A 16,370-nucleotide genomic window follows, 5' to 3' on the forward strand; every position below is an offset into this window, starting at 1 on the left:
CTTGTCAAAATCATATCACAGCAGATTTTGATTTTCAAGAAACAAACTGCTGATCTTTACTGTTTCACTTTTCTTTTGACAGAAAGGTGAAGTTCTTCAAGCTGGGCGTCGCTCACTTCGCCGGGCGCTTCCGTAAGAAGGCAGCTTGCGCTTGCCGTTTTCGGGAAAGCGATCGTATCTCTTAAGTTTGTGCGGCCTGCAAGAAGCATAACCAACCGGTCTAAGCCGAGCGCGATTCCGCCGTGCGGAGGGGCGCCGTATTCAAAGGCTTCAAGCAGGTATCCGAACTCCTCCTCCGCTTCTTCTTTTGTAAAGCCGAGAAGCCCGAACATTTTTTCCTGAACGTCTTTTTCAAAAATACGGATTGAGCCTCCGCCGAGTTCATAGCCGTTTAAGACAAGGTCGTAAGCCTGCGCTTTCATATCTTCAGGCGCCGTTTCAATCAGGTCAAGATCTTCACGGACAGGCATTGTAAACGGGTGGTGAGCCGCATAGAAACGGCCTTCTTCCTCGTCATGCTCCAGTAACGGCCAGTCCACAACCCACAGGAAGTTGAAGAGGCTTTCGTCAATCAGGCCGCGTTCTTTGCCGAGCTTTAAGCGAAGCGCGCCGAGGGATTGAGCCACAACCTCAAACTTATCAGCGCCGAACAGGAGCAGATCGCCTTCAGAAGCATCAAGCGCTTCAGCCAGTTTTGCCTGCTTCTCTTCATCAAAGAATTTCGCAATCGGGCCTTTTACGCCGTCAGCTTCAACTTTCACCCAAGCGAGACCTTTCGCGCCGTAATTTCCGGCAAATACGCCGAGCGCATCGATATCTTTTCTGGAATAGTCGCCGGCAGCGCCTTTGACATTGATCGCTTTTACAACACCGCCGTTTGCCACGGCTGATGAGAACACCTTAAATTCAGTATCTTTCACTATGTCTGACACGTCCGTCAGCAGCATGCCGAAGCGGGTGTCGGGCTTGTCAGAACCGTAGCTGTTCATCGCTTCTTCATATGTCATTCTCGGAAGCGGAAGCGGTACTTCAACACCTTTTGTTTCGAGCATGACTTTCGCCATCATCTCTTCCGCCAGAGCCATGATGTCCTCTTGACTCATAAAGGACATTTCGATATCAATCTGCGTAAATTCCGGCTGGCGGTCGGCACGCAAGTCTTCATCGCGGAAGCAGCGGGCCACTTGATAATACCGTTCAAAGCCCGACACCATCAGAAGCTGTTTAAAAATCTGCGGCGATTGCGGAAGGGCGTAAAATTCTCCTTCATGCACCCGGCTCGGCACTAAGTAATCACGGGCGCCTTCGGGAGAGCTTTTTGTTAAAATCGGTGTTTCAATATCAAGAAATCCGTTTTCATCCAAGAAATGGCGGATGGATTTTGTGACTTGATGGCGCATTTGCAATGTTTGAAACATCGCCGGGCGGCGCAAATCCAAATAACGGTGTTTTAACCGGACGTCTTCAGAAACGTCAGCCGCCTGGTCACTGATCGGAAACGGAGGCGTTTTCGCCGTGCTGAGCACCGTCACCGCTTCAGCTTTGATTTCAATTTTACCGGTTTTCAGGTTGGGATTCACCGTGCCTTCTTCACGGGCAGAAACCGTGCCTTCGATATCAAGCACATATTCGTTTCTGATTGCTTCCGCTGCGGCAAGGGCTTCCTTCGATACGTCAGGGTTGAACACGACTTGCACAATACCCGAGCGGTCACGCAAATCAATGAAAATCAAGCCGCCGAGATCGCGCCGCTTCTGCACCCACCCTTTCAGTTTGACGGTTTCGCCAATCGCTTTTTCAGTTATCTCGCCACAATAATATGTTCTTCCAAACATAGCGTTCCTCTCCTTCACTGCTTTTGATCTGCCTTTAACACTTGTATCAGCTCGTCTAACACCACTTCACGCTGCTCTCCTGTTTCCGCATCTTTTACATTGATTTTATTCTGGGCAAGCTCATCTTCCCCTAAAATCGCAATAAAACGTGCGCCGAGACGGTCAGCCGTTTTGAATTGGCCCTTCATCTTTTTATTTTCATAATCGATTTCACTTGAGATGCCCGCTTCTCTCAGTTTGTACACGAGGGAAACGGAATAATCCTTCGCTTTTTCTCCGAGCGTCACGATGTAGCAGTCAATCCCCTGATTGACGGGAAGCTCTGTTTTCTCAGCGTCAATGGCTGCCAGCAGACGTTCGATGCTCATCGCAAATCCGATACCCGGCGCTTCAGGTCCGCCGATCTGTTCAACAAGCCCGTCATAGCGGCCCCCGCCGGCAAGGGTTGTAATCGCTCCGAATCCTTCGGCATTGCTCATAATTTCAAAAGCGGTATGGTTATAATAATCAAGCCCTCTGACAAGGTTCGGATCTATTTCGAACGGGATGCCGAGATCGTTTAAGTATTGTTTTACTTTCTCAAAATAAGCGGCTGATTCTTCATTTAAGTAATCAAGAATGGACGGAGCCGTTTTCATCAGGTCATGCTCTCTGTCTTTCTTGCAGTCAAGAATTCTGAGCGGGTTTGTGTGCAGACGCGACTGGCAGTCTGAGCAAAATTCTCCGATGCGCGGTTCAAAATGTTTGACGAGCGCTTCCCGGTAGGATTTGCGGCTCTCCTGGTCACCAAGGCTGTTCAGCACAAGCTTGACATGTTTCAAACCGGCTTTACGGTAAATACTCATCGCAAGTGCAATGACTTCTGCATCCACGGCCGGATCTTTGGAGCCGATCGCTTCAATTCCGAATTGATAGAATTGGCGGAAACGCCCCGTCTGCGGACGTTCGTAACGGAACATCGGTCCGACATAATAAAGCTTCGTCGGCTGCACCGGGTTCGCAAATAATTTATTTTCATTGAACGCGCGGACTGCGGCGGCTGTTCCTTCCGGCCGAAGCGTCAGGCTTCTCCCTTTACGGTCTTCAAACGTGTACATTTCTTTCTGCACGATATCTGTAGACTCACCGACGCCTCTTGCGAACAGTTCCGTATGCTCGAAAATCGGCGTGCGGATTTCTTTATATTGATAAGTGCGGCACGTCTCCCTCATAATTTGTTCGACGAACTGCCATCTGTCTGATTCACCCGGCAGTATGTCCTGTGTGCCTCTTGGAATGTGATATGCCATGTTACAGGCCTCCTTAATGTCTTTCTTCAAATAAAAAAACTCCCGCTCCTACTATACATGTATAGTAGGGACGAGAGTTATACCCGTGGTGCCACCCTAGTTGGAATGCCGAAGCATCCCCGCTCTGACCTTTAACGCAGGTTCACGTCCGCTGCCTAATGACTTGAAAAAGCGTTCAGCAGGGAACCTCCGGAGTGTTGTTTCGAGAAAGATGCAGTGCGGATCCGCTTTCAGCCCGGGACGGTTCCTCTCTTCTCCATGCATTCTGACCTACTCTTCTCCATTATCGGTTCAAAATCGTTATCATGACTTATGTACATCAATTTCTATTATAATAATGGGATTGCACTCCCCTGTCAAGTTTTATTCCGTCTGTTTTTCCTTGCGACCGCTTCTTTCGATAAGAGACCGAACTCCGTCGCCGTCTCTTCAAGAAAACCCGCCTTTTCTCTATCGCTCTGATCACTGAAGTGCAGATTTCCTTCCGCATCGTGCAGCGCGCGTCCCATTTTTGGTTGATATTTCATGATTTGCACACCTTTTCGCTGTATTTATGACTAGTATAAACAAACCATTTTATTTTTATTTAACATTCAGCAAGGAAAATACGATATTATACAAGAATGTATTTTAGTTAGTTCAGAAAGGAGGACAGCCATGAAGAAGAGAACTCTTGCTCTTATTTTATGCGGCGTCATCATCACAGCGCTTCTTCCGTCATTCCACACCGCAATCGCCGCAGAGGGAGAAGCGGTCATCGCGACAGACAAGATCAATGTCAGAGGCGGTCCCGGCCTGAGCTATGGAATTAAGGCTGAAGTAAAAAAAGGGGAAAGATACCCGATCGCTAAAGAAGAGGGAGACTGGGTGCAGCTTCAGCTGAGCCCCGGTAAAACCGGATGGGTCGTTTCCTGGCTGATATCAAAAACAGCCGGGGGAGCAGACAATTCATCCGCAACAAGCGGAACGGTCACTTCCACCGATCCTGACCTCCGCATCAGAAAAGGCCCGGGGACATCATATGAAGTCATCGGCAAACTTCCGCAAGACGCACATGCATCCGTGCTGGACAAGAACAGCGGATGGGTGAACATTTCTTATCAAGGCACAACCGGATGGGTTTCTTCCGAATACGTCACCGCGGACAGCGGCGAATCGGATACGAAAGCAACTTCCGCCCGAAGCGGGTCAAAAAACGGAACGGTCGGCGTTTCTTCATTGAATGTCAGAAGTGCAGCATCACATGATTCAGCGATTATGACTAAATTATCACGCGGAACAAAGGTTTCCATCTTAAGTGAAGACCACGGCTGGCTGAAAATTGAAGCAAACGGGCAAAAAGGCTGGGCAGCAAGCCACTACATCATAAAGGATTCTGACTCATCGGACAGCGCATCCGGCTCGGGAGACGGTTCTGCGGGCTCAGGCTCCTCGAAAAAAGCGTATATTGTTTACGGCGGCACCAACTTAAGGAGCTCGGCCTCGACTTCCGCTTCTATCGTAAAAAGAGCAGATAAAGGCGCAGCCTACCCGATTGTCGGCTCAAGCGGCAAATGGTATGAAGTCCGGCTTGAAAACGGACAAACCGCATATGTGGCAAACTGGGTCGTACAAACGTCAAAAAGCGGTGAGGAAACAGGCGAAGCACCTTCTCCCGACACGTCAGGCGGCAGCGGCTCACTTAAAAACAAAACGATCGTCGTTGATCCCGGACACGGAGGAAAAGACAGCGGAACGATCGGCTACTCCGGAAAGTTTGAAAAAAACGTAACGATTAAAACCGCTAAGCTGCTGGCCCAAAAATTGCGGGCATCCGGTGCAAACGTGTATATCACCAGACAGGATGATACTTTTATCAGCCTGCAGGCCAGGGTTTCAACCTCTCATTACCGGAATGCGGATGCCTTTATCAGCATTCACTATGACAGCTATGCCGATACGTCAACACGGGGAAGCACGGCTTATTATTACAGTCCGTCTAAGGATCGCCAGCTTGCCTCAGACGTCCATTCTGAAGTAGTGAAGCGTTCCCCTATCCCGGATCGCGGCGTTCTGTTTGGCGATTATTACGTCCTGAGGGAAAATAAACGGCCTGCCATGCTGTATGAGCTCGGCTATCTCAGTCAACCGCAAGAAGAAACAATCATACATAGCGGCTCTTATCAGGAAAAAGTGACAGACGGAATTGAAAGCGGATTGGAACATTATTTTCAATCATAAAAAAAGCTGCCGAACGGCAGCTTTTTTTTATTGTTTAGAATCCATAATCAATGTAATCGGCCCGGAATTCGTCAGCTGAACATCCATCATGGCTCCGAATATTCCGGTTTCCACTTTGACTCCTTTTTCCCGAAGGAGTTCGTTCCACTTTTCATAAAGGAGCACAGCCTGATCCGGTTTAGCCGCATTCATAAAATTCGGGCGTCTCCCTTTCTTCGTTTCGCCGTAAAGCGTAAACTGGGAAACGGATAAAATCTCCCCGCCCGTATCCAAAAGCGATAAATTCATCTTGCCGCTTTCATCATCAAAAATCCGAAGATTCACGATTTTATCCGCCAAGTAAGCGGCATCTTCTTCTGTATCTTCATGAGTGATGCCGACAAGCGCCATAATGCCGGGTCCGATCCGGCCGGCGACAGCGCCGTCAACCGTCACACTTGCTTCTGTTACACGCTGAACAACTAATTTCATAGCAAGCTCCTTTTAGTTCATTACCCGCCGGACTGAATAGATGTCTCTGATCTGCTTAATCCGCTCGACCACTTTGTGCAGATGATTGATGTTTTGGATAAAAATCGCCATATGAATCGTAGCGACTTTATTGCGGTCGGATTTGCCGGAGACAGAGGAGATGTTGGTTTTCGTCTCATTTACGGCTTGGAGCACCTCATTTAAAAGCCCGAGACGGTCATACCCCAAAATCTCAATCTCAACGTTATATTCTTTGCGTCTTTGAACCTGTGATTCATGCTCCCATTCAACGGGGATCAGACGTTCCTGCGCTTCATTCGTTTTGACGTTCGGACAGTCATCCCGGTGAACGGATACACCGCGCCCTTTTGTAATAAAACCGACGATATGGTCGCCCGGCACCGGGTTGCAGCATTTCGACAAGCGGACGAGAAGGTTGTCAATGCCTTTTACGCGCACACCCGCTTCCCGTTTTCTCCCTTGCGGATAATGTTTCGGCTCGGAAGTGACTTCCTGAACGATTTTTTCCTGCTCTTCCTGGTCACGCAGCTTCCGTTCTTTTTCGGTGAGCCTGTTGGCCACCTGAAGAGCGGTAATGCCGTTATACCCGACCGCCGCGTACATATCCTCTTCATTTGAGAAATTGAACTTGTCGGCAACTTTTTGAAGATTTTCGAGTGTTAAAACATCTTTCACTTCAAAATCAAGATTTTTAATTTCTTTCTCGACAAGCTCACGGCCTTTTTCGACGTTTTCTTCACGGCGCTGTTTCTTAAAGAATTGGCGGATTTTGTGTTTCGCCTGGGACGTCTGCGCCAGTTTTACCCAGTCTTGGCTCGGGCCGTATGAATGCTTGGACGTCAGAATCTCGACGATGTCGCCCGTCCGGAGCTTATGGTCAAGCGTCACCATTTTTCCGTTCACTTTCGCCCCGATTGTTTTGTTGCCGATCTCCGAGTGTATCCTGTAGGAAAAATCAATCGGCACAGAGCCTGACGGCAGTTCAATGACATCGCCTTTTGGCGTAAATACGTATACCATGTCAGAAAACAGATCGATTTTCAGCGATTCCATAAATTCTTCCGCATCGGTAGACTCGTTTTGAAATTCCAGAATTTCACGGAACCAGGACAGTTTTTTCTCAAATGTCGCTTCTTCGTTTGCAGCCTTGCCTTCTTTATATGCCCAGTGTGCGGCCACCCCGTATTCAGCGATCTCATGCATCTCAAACGTTCTGATCTGCACTTCCAGCGGATCGCCTTTAGGCCCGATTACGGTCGTATGCAGCGACTGATACATATTCGGCTTAGGCATCGCAATATAATCTTTGAATCTGCCCGGCATCGGCTTCCAGCACGTATGAATAATGCCGAGTACGGCGTAGCAGTCTTTAATGCTTCCGACAAGAATACGGACGGCGAGCAGATCATATATTTCATTGAACTGTTTATTTTGCAGCGCCATCTTGCGGTAAATGCTGTAGATGTGCTTCGGGCGTCCTGAAAAGTCCGCTTTGATATTTACTTCTTCGACCCGTTTTTTCACTTCATTGACAACCTCTTCGACATAAAGTTCGCGTTCCGCGCGCTTTTTCTTCATGAGGTTGACGATTCTGTAATATTGCTGAGGATTCAAATAACGGAGAGCGGTGTCTTCAAGCTCCCATTTGATTTTAGAAATCCCGAGCCGATGGGCCAGCGGAGCGAAAATTTCCAGCGTCTCATTTGAAATTCTCCGCTGCTTTTCCTGCGGAAGATGCTTTAACGTCCGCATATTGTGAAGGCGATCCGCCAGCTTGATCAATATGACTCTGATATCCTGAGCCATAGCGACAAACATTTTTCGATGGTTTTCCGCCTGCTGCTCCTCTTGAGATTTATACTTAATTTTACCGAGCTTCGTCACGCCGTCGACAAGCATCGCCACTTCTTCAGAAAATGCTTCCTTCAGGTCGTCGAGGGTGACATCCGTGTCCTCTACCACGTCATGCAGAAATCCGCCCGCAATTGTGGAAGGGTCCATTTCCAAATCGACGAGAATCCCCGCCACCTGAATCGGATGAATGATGTACGGCTCACCTGATTTGCGGTACTGTTCGCGATGCGCGTTTTGCGCATACAGGTAAGCTTTCTCAACAAACGCAATCTGCTCCTCCGGCAGATAAGTGCGCGCTTTATCTATTACTTGCTCGGCAGTCAATACTTGTTCGTTCGCCATGGAATCACCTTTTTTAAATGTAAACTGTATTAGTTTATTATCAAGAAAAAAACGAGAGATGTAAAGGGCAGAAGTTCAAAACACCTAAAGAATCTGTCATGATGATGAAATAATAGGAAAAAAGCACCCTGACACGAGTGCTTTTTTCCATATGCGGTTAATATTTCATTAATGTTAAAATATCGTAATCGTCAAGCTTGTCTCTGCCGTCAAGGTAAGAAAGCTCGATTAAGAACGCAATACCGGCTACGACGCCGCCCAGTTCTTCGACTAGCTTAATCGTTGCTTCGATCGTGCCGCCTGTTGCAAGCAAGTCATCAGTAATCAGCACGCGCTGTCCCGGCAGAATCGCATCTTTATGAATCGTCAGTACGTCTTTTCCGTACTCCAAACCGTAATCGACTTTAATGACCTCACGCGGAAGTTTTCCTTCTTTCCGAACCGGCGCAAAGCCGACTCCGAGAGCGTATGCAACCGGACAGCCGATAATAAAGCCGCGCGCTTCAGGCCCGACAACTAAATCAATTTCTTTTTCTTTTGCATATTCAACAATTTGGTCAGTAGCGTAACGGTATACGTCGCCTTTGTCCATCAATGTCGTAATATCTTTAAATTGTACGCCTTCTTTCGGGTAATCGGGCACAATTGTTACGTATTTTTTAAGATCCATCTGTTCTATGTCCTCCTCGTACTTTCATAAGCTTCTGAACCTTGGTTCATCAGCTTATTCAGCCATTCCTTCAGCTCATGGGCTGCGGAATAATTGAGCTTCTGGTCTAATTCCATCAGCTGCTGTTTTACCTGATAGGTTTGCGAATCTGCCAGGTCGCGTTTTTTCGCGCCGCTCACGACAGACAGCACACCATCTTCTATTTTAACAAAACCTAGATCAAAAAACACCTTTGTCATGAAATTGATTGTGTCAATTGACCATCCTCTGTGTCTCGCAAGCTCTGAACCATGCTTGCCGAAGTCAAAAGCGCCCCTTTTCAAGAGAAATGCGTAAAACCACTTGAAATCATTCCGCGATGGAAATGAGGACAGGAAATGTTCTTCATGATTGATAAAAACAAAATAAATCCGTTCCGGCTTCTTTCCGTCAAGCAAATGCTGCAGGCGATCCGCTGACGGCGGCACATCCAGAAAAACGGCATATTTTCCGTCAAGCTGGAGAGCTTCCGCCTCGGATTCCGAAGTGATCCCGGCCAGCTCGCCCGACAGCTCTTTTTCACGAAGCTTCTGAGCGGTTTTTTCGTTAAAGCTGATGAGCACCCGTTTTTCCTTCGGCAGCGCGGTGACCGTGTCTTCCCACGTCCGCTTGCCCCTGATATCAAAAAGCTGCCATTCCGGCACCGCAGCATCTTTAATCATCAGCTGGGGTTTCTTTCTGTTGTTCCATTCATTAATGGACATCTCGCCGACAATGGAAATCGTTGATCCGGGGACAACTCCGGCTTCAAGCTCCCCTTTGTTAAAGCCGACGCAGTCAAGGACGGCGGAATCACTTTTCACCGTCATTTTCACGTGATTTTTATTCGCTCCGATCAGGCGCACATCATCAAGCACGGCATTTTTCACCATCACATGCGGTTTAGGGTTAAGCATGCCGAACGGCGACAGCATATTCAATTCTGTAATGCTTTCAACGGTTATGTCTTCAACGCCGCAGACAAGATCAACCTCCTGAACGGGAATAAAATCCTCTTCCGTAAGGGTTTCTTCAGCCATTTGATTCAGCCTGTCCCTTAATTCCGCCACATCTTCAGCCTTCAACGTCATTCCTGCTGCCATCGGATGCCCGCCGAAATGAGGAAGAATGTCTCTGCACTGTGAAAGGCTCGTAAAAAGGTTGAAGCCTCTGATGCTTCGCGCCGACCCTTTAGCGATGCCCTGCTCCTCATCTATCCCAAGCACAACAGCGGGCCGGTAAAAACGTTCAGCCAGCTTCGATGCGACAATACCGACGACTCCCGGATTCCAGCCGGCTTTTGCCACTACAATGGCAGACGGGTTTCCGCCTTGCTGCTGAACCATTTCAACAGCCTCTTCGGTCATGGTTTTCACCATTTTCTGCCGCTCTTTATTCAGCCGGTCAATATCCGAAGCCAGTTCCTCCGCTTCAAACTGATCTTCGGTCATCAGCAGATGCACGGCGGGATCGGCCTGTTCTATTCTTCCGACGGCATTGAGCCTCGGCGCGACCTGAAATCCGATCGTTTCCTCATCAGCTTGTCCGATATCTCCGCCGGAAAGCTTAATCAGAGCTTTGAGGCCCGGCCGATTTGTCGTCCGAAGCCTTTCGATCCCGAGTGACGCAATTAATCTGTTTTCATCATGAAGAGGCACCAGATCTGCAACCGTACCGATTGCCGCCAAGTCCAGCATAGCTTCCGGCAAAGAACCCGTAAGCGCGTGGGCAAGCTTAAACGCCACACCGACGCCGGCCAATTCTTTAAACGGATAGCCGCATCCCGGCTGCTTCGGATGGATGATCGCAAATACGTCAGGAAGCTCGGGTCCCGGCTCATGGTGGTCGGTAATAATGACGTCTAAGCCCAGCTCTTTTGCGACTTCAGCTTCATGGACGGCGGCGATTCCCGTATCCACTGTGATGATAAGCGAAAATCCCCGCTCTTTTATGGAACGGAAAGCTTGTTCATTCGGGCCGTAGCCTTCTGTGAAACGGTCGGGAATATAAAAGTCAACGTCCGCCGACAGCTGTCTGAGTGCCGTCAGCATCACTGACGTGCTTGTAACGCCGTCTGCATCGTAATCTCCGTAAATCATAATCGGTTCCCCTTGAGAAACCGCCAGTTTTATCCGATCAACTGCTTCCCGCATTCCCTTTAATTCATACGGGTCATAAAAGTCTGCATCCTTTGTATGTAAAAACAGCCTTGCGCTTTCGGCAGTATCAAAACCTCTTTTTACAAGCAGTGATGCCACAAGAGGTGTTATGTCCAATTGTTCTGTGAGTGATTTGACTTTTTCCTGATCCGGCTGCTGGATTTCCCAGCGCATTTTTGACGCTAACATAAATTCACCCCTCAACCACCCTATTATACTAGAGCGGACTGAGGGGTTTCAAATGTTATTCTGATCCTTTTTTCTCTTCAAGCATTTCTTCCGGCGGCGCGGCTGTTTTTTGGCCGTCCGAATCAGCCGTCAATTCACCTGCGGATCTGTTTTCTTTCCGCAGCATTTTAATTTCGCGCTTCAGCTTCATCACTTGAAATATGCCGGCCGAAAACACGATCAGCGCTCCCATTAACACAGAACCTAAAATGACTAAAATCAGCGGCCATTCAGCGGTTCCGAACAGATAATCAACCTCAACCGCCCGCACGTTAATGACAGCAAAAATGGCGACAATCAGAGTAAATAGTAATGCGAATATAATAGTCCATTGTTTATTCATGCGTCTGCCCCCAATCGTTCACTCTTATCTTTTCCCCCATTTTCCCGGGAGTAAACCCCGGTCTCAGGAAATCCGGGCCGTTAACTGCTCGCGGACCAGCTTTTTCAGTCCGCTTCTTTCTCCCGATATGACGAGGGTGTCCCCTTCTTCAATTACGGTATCAATGCCGGGGCTCAGCTGTTTTTGCCGATTTTTCTTTACGATCGCAATAATCTGGACGTTGTAATGTTTCTTGATATCCAAATCTCCGATTGTACGGCTGACAGCCGGTGCATGAGATTCGGCTTTAAACCACTCAATGACGAGGCCATCAAGCGCGACTTCCACAGATTCCAGCGCTTTCGGCTTATACGTCATCCCGCCTAAAATAGCGGAAATCTGCCTCGCCTCTTCGTCGTTAAATTCAACGGATGCCAAGCATTCGTCATGATCATTCTCATCGAAGTAATAGAGCTCTTTTCTGCCGTCATCATGAAGAATAATACTGATTTTATCGTGATTTTTCGTAATGACTTCTACTTTCTGGCCGATGCCCGGAAGCTCCGACTCACGAACGTTCATAAGAACCCTCCTACATGTTTTTACAATGATGATTGATTATGTAAGCGTATGTCATTATAGCAAATGCAGGTTTTAAGTTCAATGCGGCCTGAAAAAACAGGCTGCCTTCTGCAAGACAGCCTGTTCCCATTTTACTCTTCGATTGATTTTTTCCCTTTAAATTCTTTTCCTTTCCATACAAGCCACAGCTGCGCGGCGATGTAAAGAGAGGAATAAACGCCCGTCAATAAACCGACTAATAAAGCGACGGAGAAGTTTGTAATTGACGATGAGCCCAAAATGAGCAGCACGATGACAACAATCACAACGGTCAAGACCGTATTGATCGAACGTGTAAAGGTTTGCTGCAAGCTCAGATTCACGATATGTTCCAGATCGGCAAATGACTTCGGCTTACGTTTTTTCATCTGCTCACGTATCCGGTCAAATGTAACGATCGTATCATTTATCGAGTAACCGATTATGGTGAGTACAGCGGCGATAAAGGTGACATCGACCTCCAGCCTGGTAATGCTGAAAAACGCGACGATAAAGAAAGCGTCATACAGCAGGGATACAATTGCGGCGATTGCCATTCTGTACTCGAAACGGATTGACACGTAAATAATGATGCCGATTGATGCAATGGCGACAGCATATAAAGCATTACGGGCCAGTTCTTTTCCGACTGTCGGCGATACCGTGCTGACGTTCGGTTCAGATCCGTATTTGTCCTTAAAGTACGTTTTGATTTCAGCGATTTTTTCTTTAGACGGCTCTCCGACAAACCGGGCCGCGGCAACATGGTTCTCTTTACCAGAAAGCACGATGTTTTCCGGCTCCATGCCGAGAGAATCAAAATCTTTTTCAACCTGCTGCGCCGTCAAAGAATGATTGCTCTGCACGTCAATCCGTGCGCCGCTTGCAAAATCAATTCCCAGGTTGAGTTTAAAGACCAGTAAGATGATAATTCCCGCAATGGTTACAGCGCTTGAGAAAATAAAGAAATATTTTCGCTTGCTCGTGAAATCCCATTTTTGGAATGCCGTATGCGGTTCAGTATTTTCATCCGTTTTTTGAATGTCCATAATATGTTTTTTCTTGACGCCGAACCAGCCTTTTTTCCGGTCAAGCCATCTGCTTTCCACGAGAAGAGAGAGCAGGAATCTTGAAAGGAAGACAGCTGTAATAAAGCTTGTCAGAATTGACAGAATCAGCATCGTCGCAAACCCTTTTACAGAGCTTGTCCCGAAAATAAAGAGCACGACCGCTGCGATGATCGTTGTGATGTTCGCATCGAAAATCGTCGCGAATGACCGTCTGTTCCCTGAACGGAAAGCTGAGCGGACGGATTTGCCGAGTTTCAGTTCTTCTTTTATCCGTTCATAGGTGATGATGTTGGCGTCAACCGCCATCCCGACACCCAAAATGAGCGCCGCAATACCCGGAAGCGTCAGCACCGCCTGCATCCAGTCAAACACTTGAAGCGTAATATACACGTATACAGAAAGCGTAATTACCGCTATGAGTCCAGGCAGTCTGTAATAAAGCAGCATAAATAAGAAAACAATTGCAATACCGATGATGCCGGCCTCTACCGTATCATGCAAAGCCTGCTGTCCAAATTGCGCCCCTACGGAAGTAGAGTATTTTTCGGTCAGTTTCACAGGCAGCGCGCCCGCGTTTAAAATATTGGCCAAGTCCTTCGCTTTTTGAACGGTGAACTGGCCTTCAATCGTGACATCCTTTGTATTTAGTTCCTGGCTCACATTCGGAGCGGATACATATTTCGGATGTTTTTTGCCGACTTCTTTTTTAAATGAATCGCCTTTTTGGTAATCAAGCCAGATCACAAGCTGATTATTAGGCGCCATTTTCTTGACTTTTTTCGTCACTTCTCCGAACTTATCCGCATCCTTCAGCTTAACGCTGACAATCGGTTCGTTCGTCGTCGGATCAAAGGTTTGCTTCGCGCCGTTTTCCACGAGATCAGAGCCGTTTAACAGCTCTTTATCATTCGTATCCCTGAACGAGAGCTGCGCTTCCGTTGACAGAATTTCGCGCGCCCTGTTCTGATTCGTGACGCCCGCCAGCTGAACGCGGATGCGGTTATTTCCTTCAATCTGAATGTTCGGCTCGCTTACGCCGAGAACGTTAGCCCGGCGGTTCAGCGCCTGCACCGTGCTGACGAGCACGTCTTTTGTGATTTTATCGCCTTTTTTGACGGGCTGCACATCGTACAGAACTTCAAACCCGCCGCGTAAATCCAATCCTAACGTAATATTATTGGCAGCCGGTTTTGTAAAATACCCCAGCCCTGTGCCGATCAATAATACGATCAGGAAAAACGCAATCAAGCGTCCTTTTTTCATTATGTATTTCCTCCTTAAACCTATGCCGTCAAATCATTATCTCAGCAGTTCATCTAAAGCTTCCTGACCCTCATCGCTTTCCAGCCAATTAGACGACTTAAAAGCTTCAACGGTTGCATAGTTCATAAAATCGCCAATTTTAACTGATAAAATATGACCGGCCAATTCATGCAGCGGCAGTTCCTTTTTCTGTTTCCACTTTTTATGTATTAAGTATGACCATAAACTCTCGTGCTCAACATCATCGTATCCGAGGATTTTGAACTCTTCAAGTTTACTGTACAAAAAAGGCCGCAAATGATCTTTGTATATTTCGGCGGGATGTTTCTCCACTGGGCGCTCGCTCCTTTTTCCATTTTTCTCGAAGACTTGTCATGCTCGGACGACATCGGCGCATATCTTTATTGTATATGATTCCAGGTAGTTTGAGAAGGCAGGGGTTTATAAAATGGCAAAACAGACTTTTTTAAGAGGCACTCTTATTCTCATCGCAGCCGGGATGATTACGAGAATGCTCGGCTTTGTCAACCGGGTGGTTATCGCCCGGTTTATCGGTGAAGAAGGGGTCGGTTTATACATGATGGCTGCCCCGACATTTTTTTTGGCCACCACTTTGACTCAATTCGGCCTCCCCGTTGCCATCAGCAAACTTGTCGCTGAAGCAAGCGCGCGGGGGGACCGGCAGAAAATGAAACACATTTTAGTGATGTCGCTTACCGTCACCGGGATATTAAGTCTCATCTTCACGCCGCTGTTTTTATGCTTTGCGCCGATTATGTCCGAAACGATGCTGACGGATCAGCGCACGGTTTACCCGCTTCTGGCGATTACGCCCGTCGTGCCGATTATCGCGATCTCCAGCGTGCTGCGCGGTTACTTTCAGGGCAGGCAGAATATGAACCCGCTGGCGTTTTCCCAAGTGCTTGAGCAGATCGTGCGGATTTCACTTGTCGCAGTCTGCACGACGGTGTTTCTGCCGTATGGGATTGAATATGCCGCAGCCGGAGCTATGATTTCGTCTGTCATCGGGGAGCTTGCCTCTCTTATTTATTTATTCATTTGTTTTAAAGCAAATAAAACAATCAGAATCAGAAAACAATTTTTCAAGTCGATTGCAAATGGAAAAGAAACCTTCCGCCAGCTGATGAGCGTGTCGCTCCCGACAACCGGAAGCCGCTTCATCGGAAATTTATCTTGGTTTTTTGAACCTATTGTCGTCGCGCAAAGCCTTGCGATTGCAGGAGTGGCCACCGCTGCCGCCACCAGCCAGTACGGGGAGCTGACCGGATTTGCCATGACGGTTTTGACGCTGCCCAGCTTTATAACCTATTCTCTGTCAACGGCGCTTGTTCCTGCGATCAGTGAAGGAATGGAGCAAAAAAAGCTGCAAGTTGTCGAATACCGTCTGGAACAGGCGATGAGGCTGTGTCTTTTAAGCGGAGGCATTTCGGTGGTTATTTTATTCTCTTTCGCTGATGAACTGATGTCCGTCATGTACGGATCAACTAATGCAGCGGTATTTGTTAAAGTGATGGCGCCGTTTTTTCTGCTTTACTATTTTCAGGGGCCCCTTCAGGCGGTGCTGCAGGCTCTCAATTTAGCCGGGGCCGCCATGATGAACAGTTTTATCGGCGCCGCTGTCAAAACCGGCCTGATTTTTGTTTTGGCGACCAGGCCTTCATTGGGCATCATGGGCGCCGCACTTGCGATTGTAACGGGGATGGTCCTTGTCACCCTGCTGCATGCGGCCACCGTAAGCAAGGTGCTTCCGATCAGCATTAAAATAAAAGAATACGCGCTCTGTTTTGCCGTTATATTCATTTGCGGTTATGTCAGCCGCATCATCAAGCACGCCGTTCATTTTTCAGGGTCAGAGGCTGTTAATCTCACAGGCTGGATTGCAATGACCGCGATTTTGTACATTGCGCTTCTTCTGTTATTCAGGCTGATTAAAAGGGAAGAGCTGATCCGGATTCCGGTCATCGGCAAGTTCGTGACGCGGTAAAAC

At 47.9% G+C, this 16,370-nt stretch carries 13 protein-coding genes and 1 other annotated feature; of the genes, 2 read left to right on the forward strand and 11 right to left on the reverse strand.

The features are described 5' to 3' along the window. Positions 1-56: 56 nt before the first annotated feature. From aspS to J6600_RS12660, 3 genes are all read right to left on the reverse strand, one after another. Complete coding sequence (gene aspS, locus J6600_RS12650; protein ID WP_007408199.1) at positions 57-1,835, reverse strand: aspartate--tRNA ligase; 1,779 nt, start codon at positions 1,833-1,835, stop codon at positions 57-59. 14 nt (positions 1,836-1,849) lie between these two features. Then, positions 1,850-3,124 carry a histidine--tRNA ligase gene (hisS, locus tag J6600_RS12655; RefSeq protein WP_088056443.1) on the reverse strand — a complete coding sequence of 425 codons (1,275 nt, stop codon included), beginning with the start codon at positions 3,122-3,124 and terminating at the stop codon, positions 1,850-1,852. A 63-nt stretch (positions 3,125-3,187) separates the two neighbouring features. Further along, positions 3,188-3,420, reverse strand: a binding site (T-box leader). Positions 3,421-3,480: 60 nt separating this feature from the next. Then, the gene (locus J6600_RS12660; protein WP_003152722.1) at positions 3,481-3,651 is read right to left on the reverse strand and encodes a YrzK family protein; all 171 of its coding nucleotides are present in this window, start codon (positions 3,649-3,651) and stop codon (positions 3,481-3,483) included. A gap of 130 nt (positions 3,652-3,781) precedes the next feature. Between J6600_RS12660 and J6600_RS12665 the strand changes: the two genes are divergently transcribed. Continuing rightward, entirely contained in the window at positions 3,782-5,344 is a 1,563-nt protein-coding gene (locus J6600_RS12665) for an N-acetylmuramoyl-L-alanine amidase family protein (protein ID WP_209387463.1), read from the forward strand. A 27-nt stretch (positions 5,345-5,371) separates the two neighbouring features. Here J6600_RS12665 and dtd read toward each other — a convergent pair whose 3' ends face one another. The 8 genes from dtd to J6600_RS12705 all read right to left on the reverse strand — a co-directional run bounded on the left by dtd (position 5,372) and on the right by J6600_RS12705 (position 14,695). Further along, entirely contained in the window at positions 5,372-5,815 is a 444-nt protein-coding gene (gene dtd / locus J6600_RS12670; RefSeq protein ID WP_007408194.1) for a D-aminoacyl-tRNA deacylase, read from the reverse strand. 12 nt (positions 5,816-5,827) lie between these two features. Continuing rightward, a complete protein-coding gene (relA, locus tag J6600_RS12675) occupies positions 5,828-8,032 on the reverse strand; it encodes a GTP diphosphokinase (protein ID WP_003152716.1) in 2,205 nt (734 codons plus the stop codon). 157 nt (positions 8,033-8,189) lie between these two features. After that, positions 8,190-8,702: an adenine phosphoribosyltransferase gene (locus J6600_RS12680; RefSeq protein ID WP_003152714.1), complete on the reverse strand. Its 513-nt coding sequence runs from the start codon at positions 8,700-8,702 to the stop codon at positions 8,190-8,192. A gap of 5 nt (positions 8,703-8,707) precedes the next feature. Continuing rightward, positions 8,708-11,068: a single-stranded-DNA-specific exonuclease RecJ gene (recJ, locus tag J6600_RS12685; protein WP_007612834.1), complete on the reverse strand. Its 2,361-nt coding sequence runs from the start codon at positions 11,066-11,068 to the stop codon at positions 8,708-8,710. A 55-nt stretch (positions 11,069-11,123) separates the two neighbouring features. Beyond that, the gene (locus J6600_RS12690) at positions 11,124-11,450 is read right to left on the reverse strand and encodes a LapA family protein (protein WP_014418528.1); all 327 of its coding nucleotides are present in this window, start codon (positions 11,448-11,450) and stop codon (positions 11,124-11,126) included. A gap of 63 nt (positions 11,451-11,513) precedes the next feature. Further along, entirely contained in the window at positions 11,514-12,011 is a 498-nt protein-coding gene (locus J6600_RS12695; protein ID WP_209387464.1) for a cation:proton antiporter regulatory subunit, read from the reverse strand. A gap of 131 nt (positions 12,012-12,142) precedes the next feature. Next, positions 12,143-14,362 (reverse strand): protein translocase subunit SecDF, encoded by a 2,220-nt coding sequence (gene secDF, locus J6600_RS12700; RefSeq protein WP_209387465.1) that lies wholly within the window; start codon positions 14,360-14,362, stop codon positions 12,143-12,145. Positions 14,363-14,398: 36 nt separating this feature from the next. Then, positions 14,399-14,695, reverse strand: a complete 297-nt coding sequence (locus J6600_RS12705) for a post-transcriptional regulator (RefSeq protein WP_014418531.1) — start codon at positions 14,693-14,695, stop codon at positions 14,399-14,401. 115 nt (positions 14,696-14,810) lie between these two features. Between J6600_RS12705 and spoVB the strand changes: the two genes are divergently transcribed. Continuing rightward, positions 14,811-16,367: a stage V sporulation protein B gene (gene spoVB, locus J6600_RS12710; RefSeq protein ID WP_007408188.1), complete on the forward strand. Its 1,557-nt coding sequence runs from the start codon at positions 14,811-14,813 to the stop codon at positions 16,365-16,367. The last annotated feature ends 3 nt before the right edge of the window (positions 16,368-16,370 follow it).

The sequence above is a fragment of the Bacillus sp. LJBV19 genome (genome assembly GCF_017797845.1).
Taxonomy (GTDB): domain Bacteria; phylum Bacillota; class Bacilli; order Bacillales; family Bacillaceae; genus Bacillus; species Bacillus velezensis.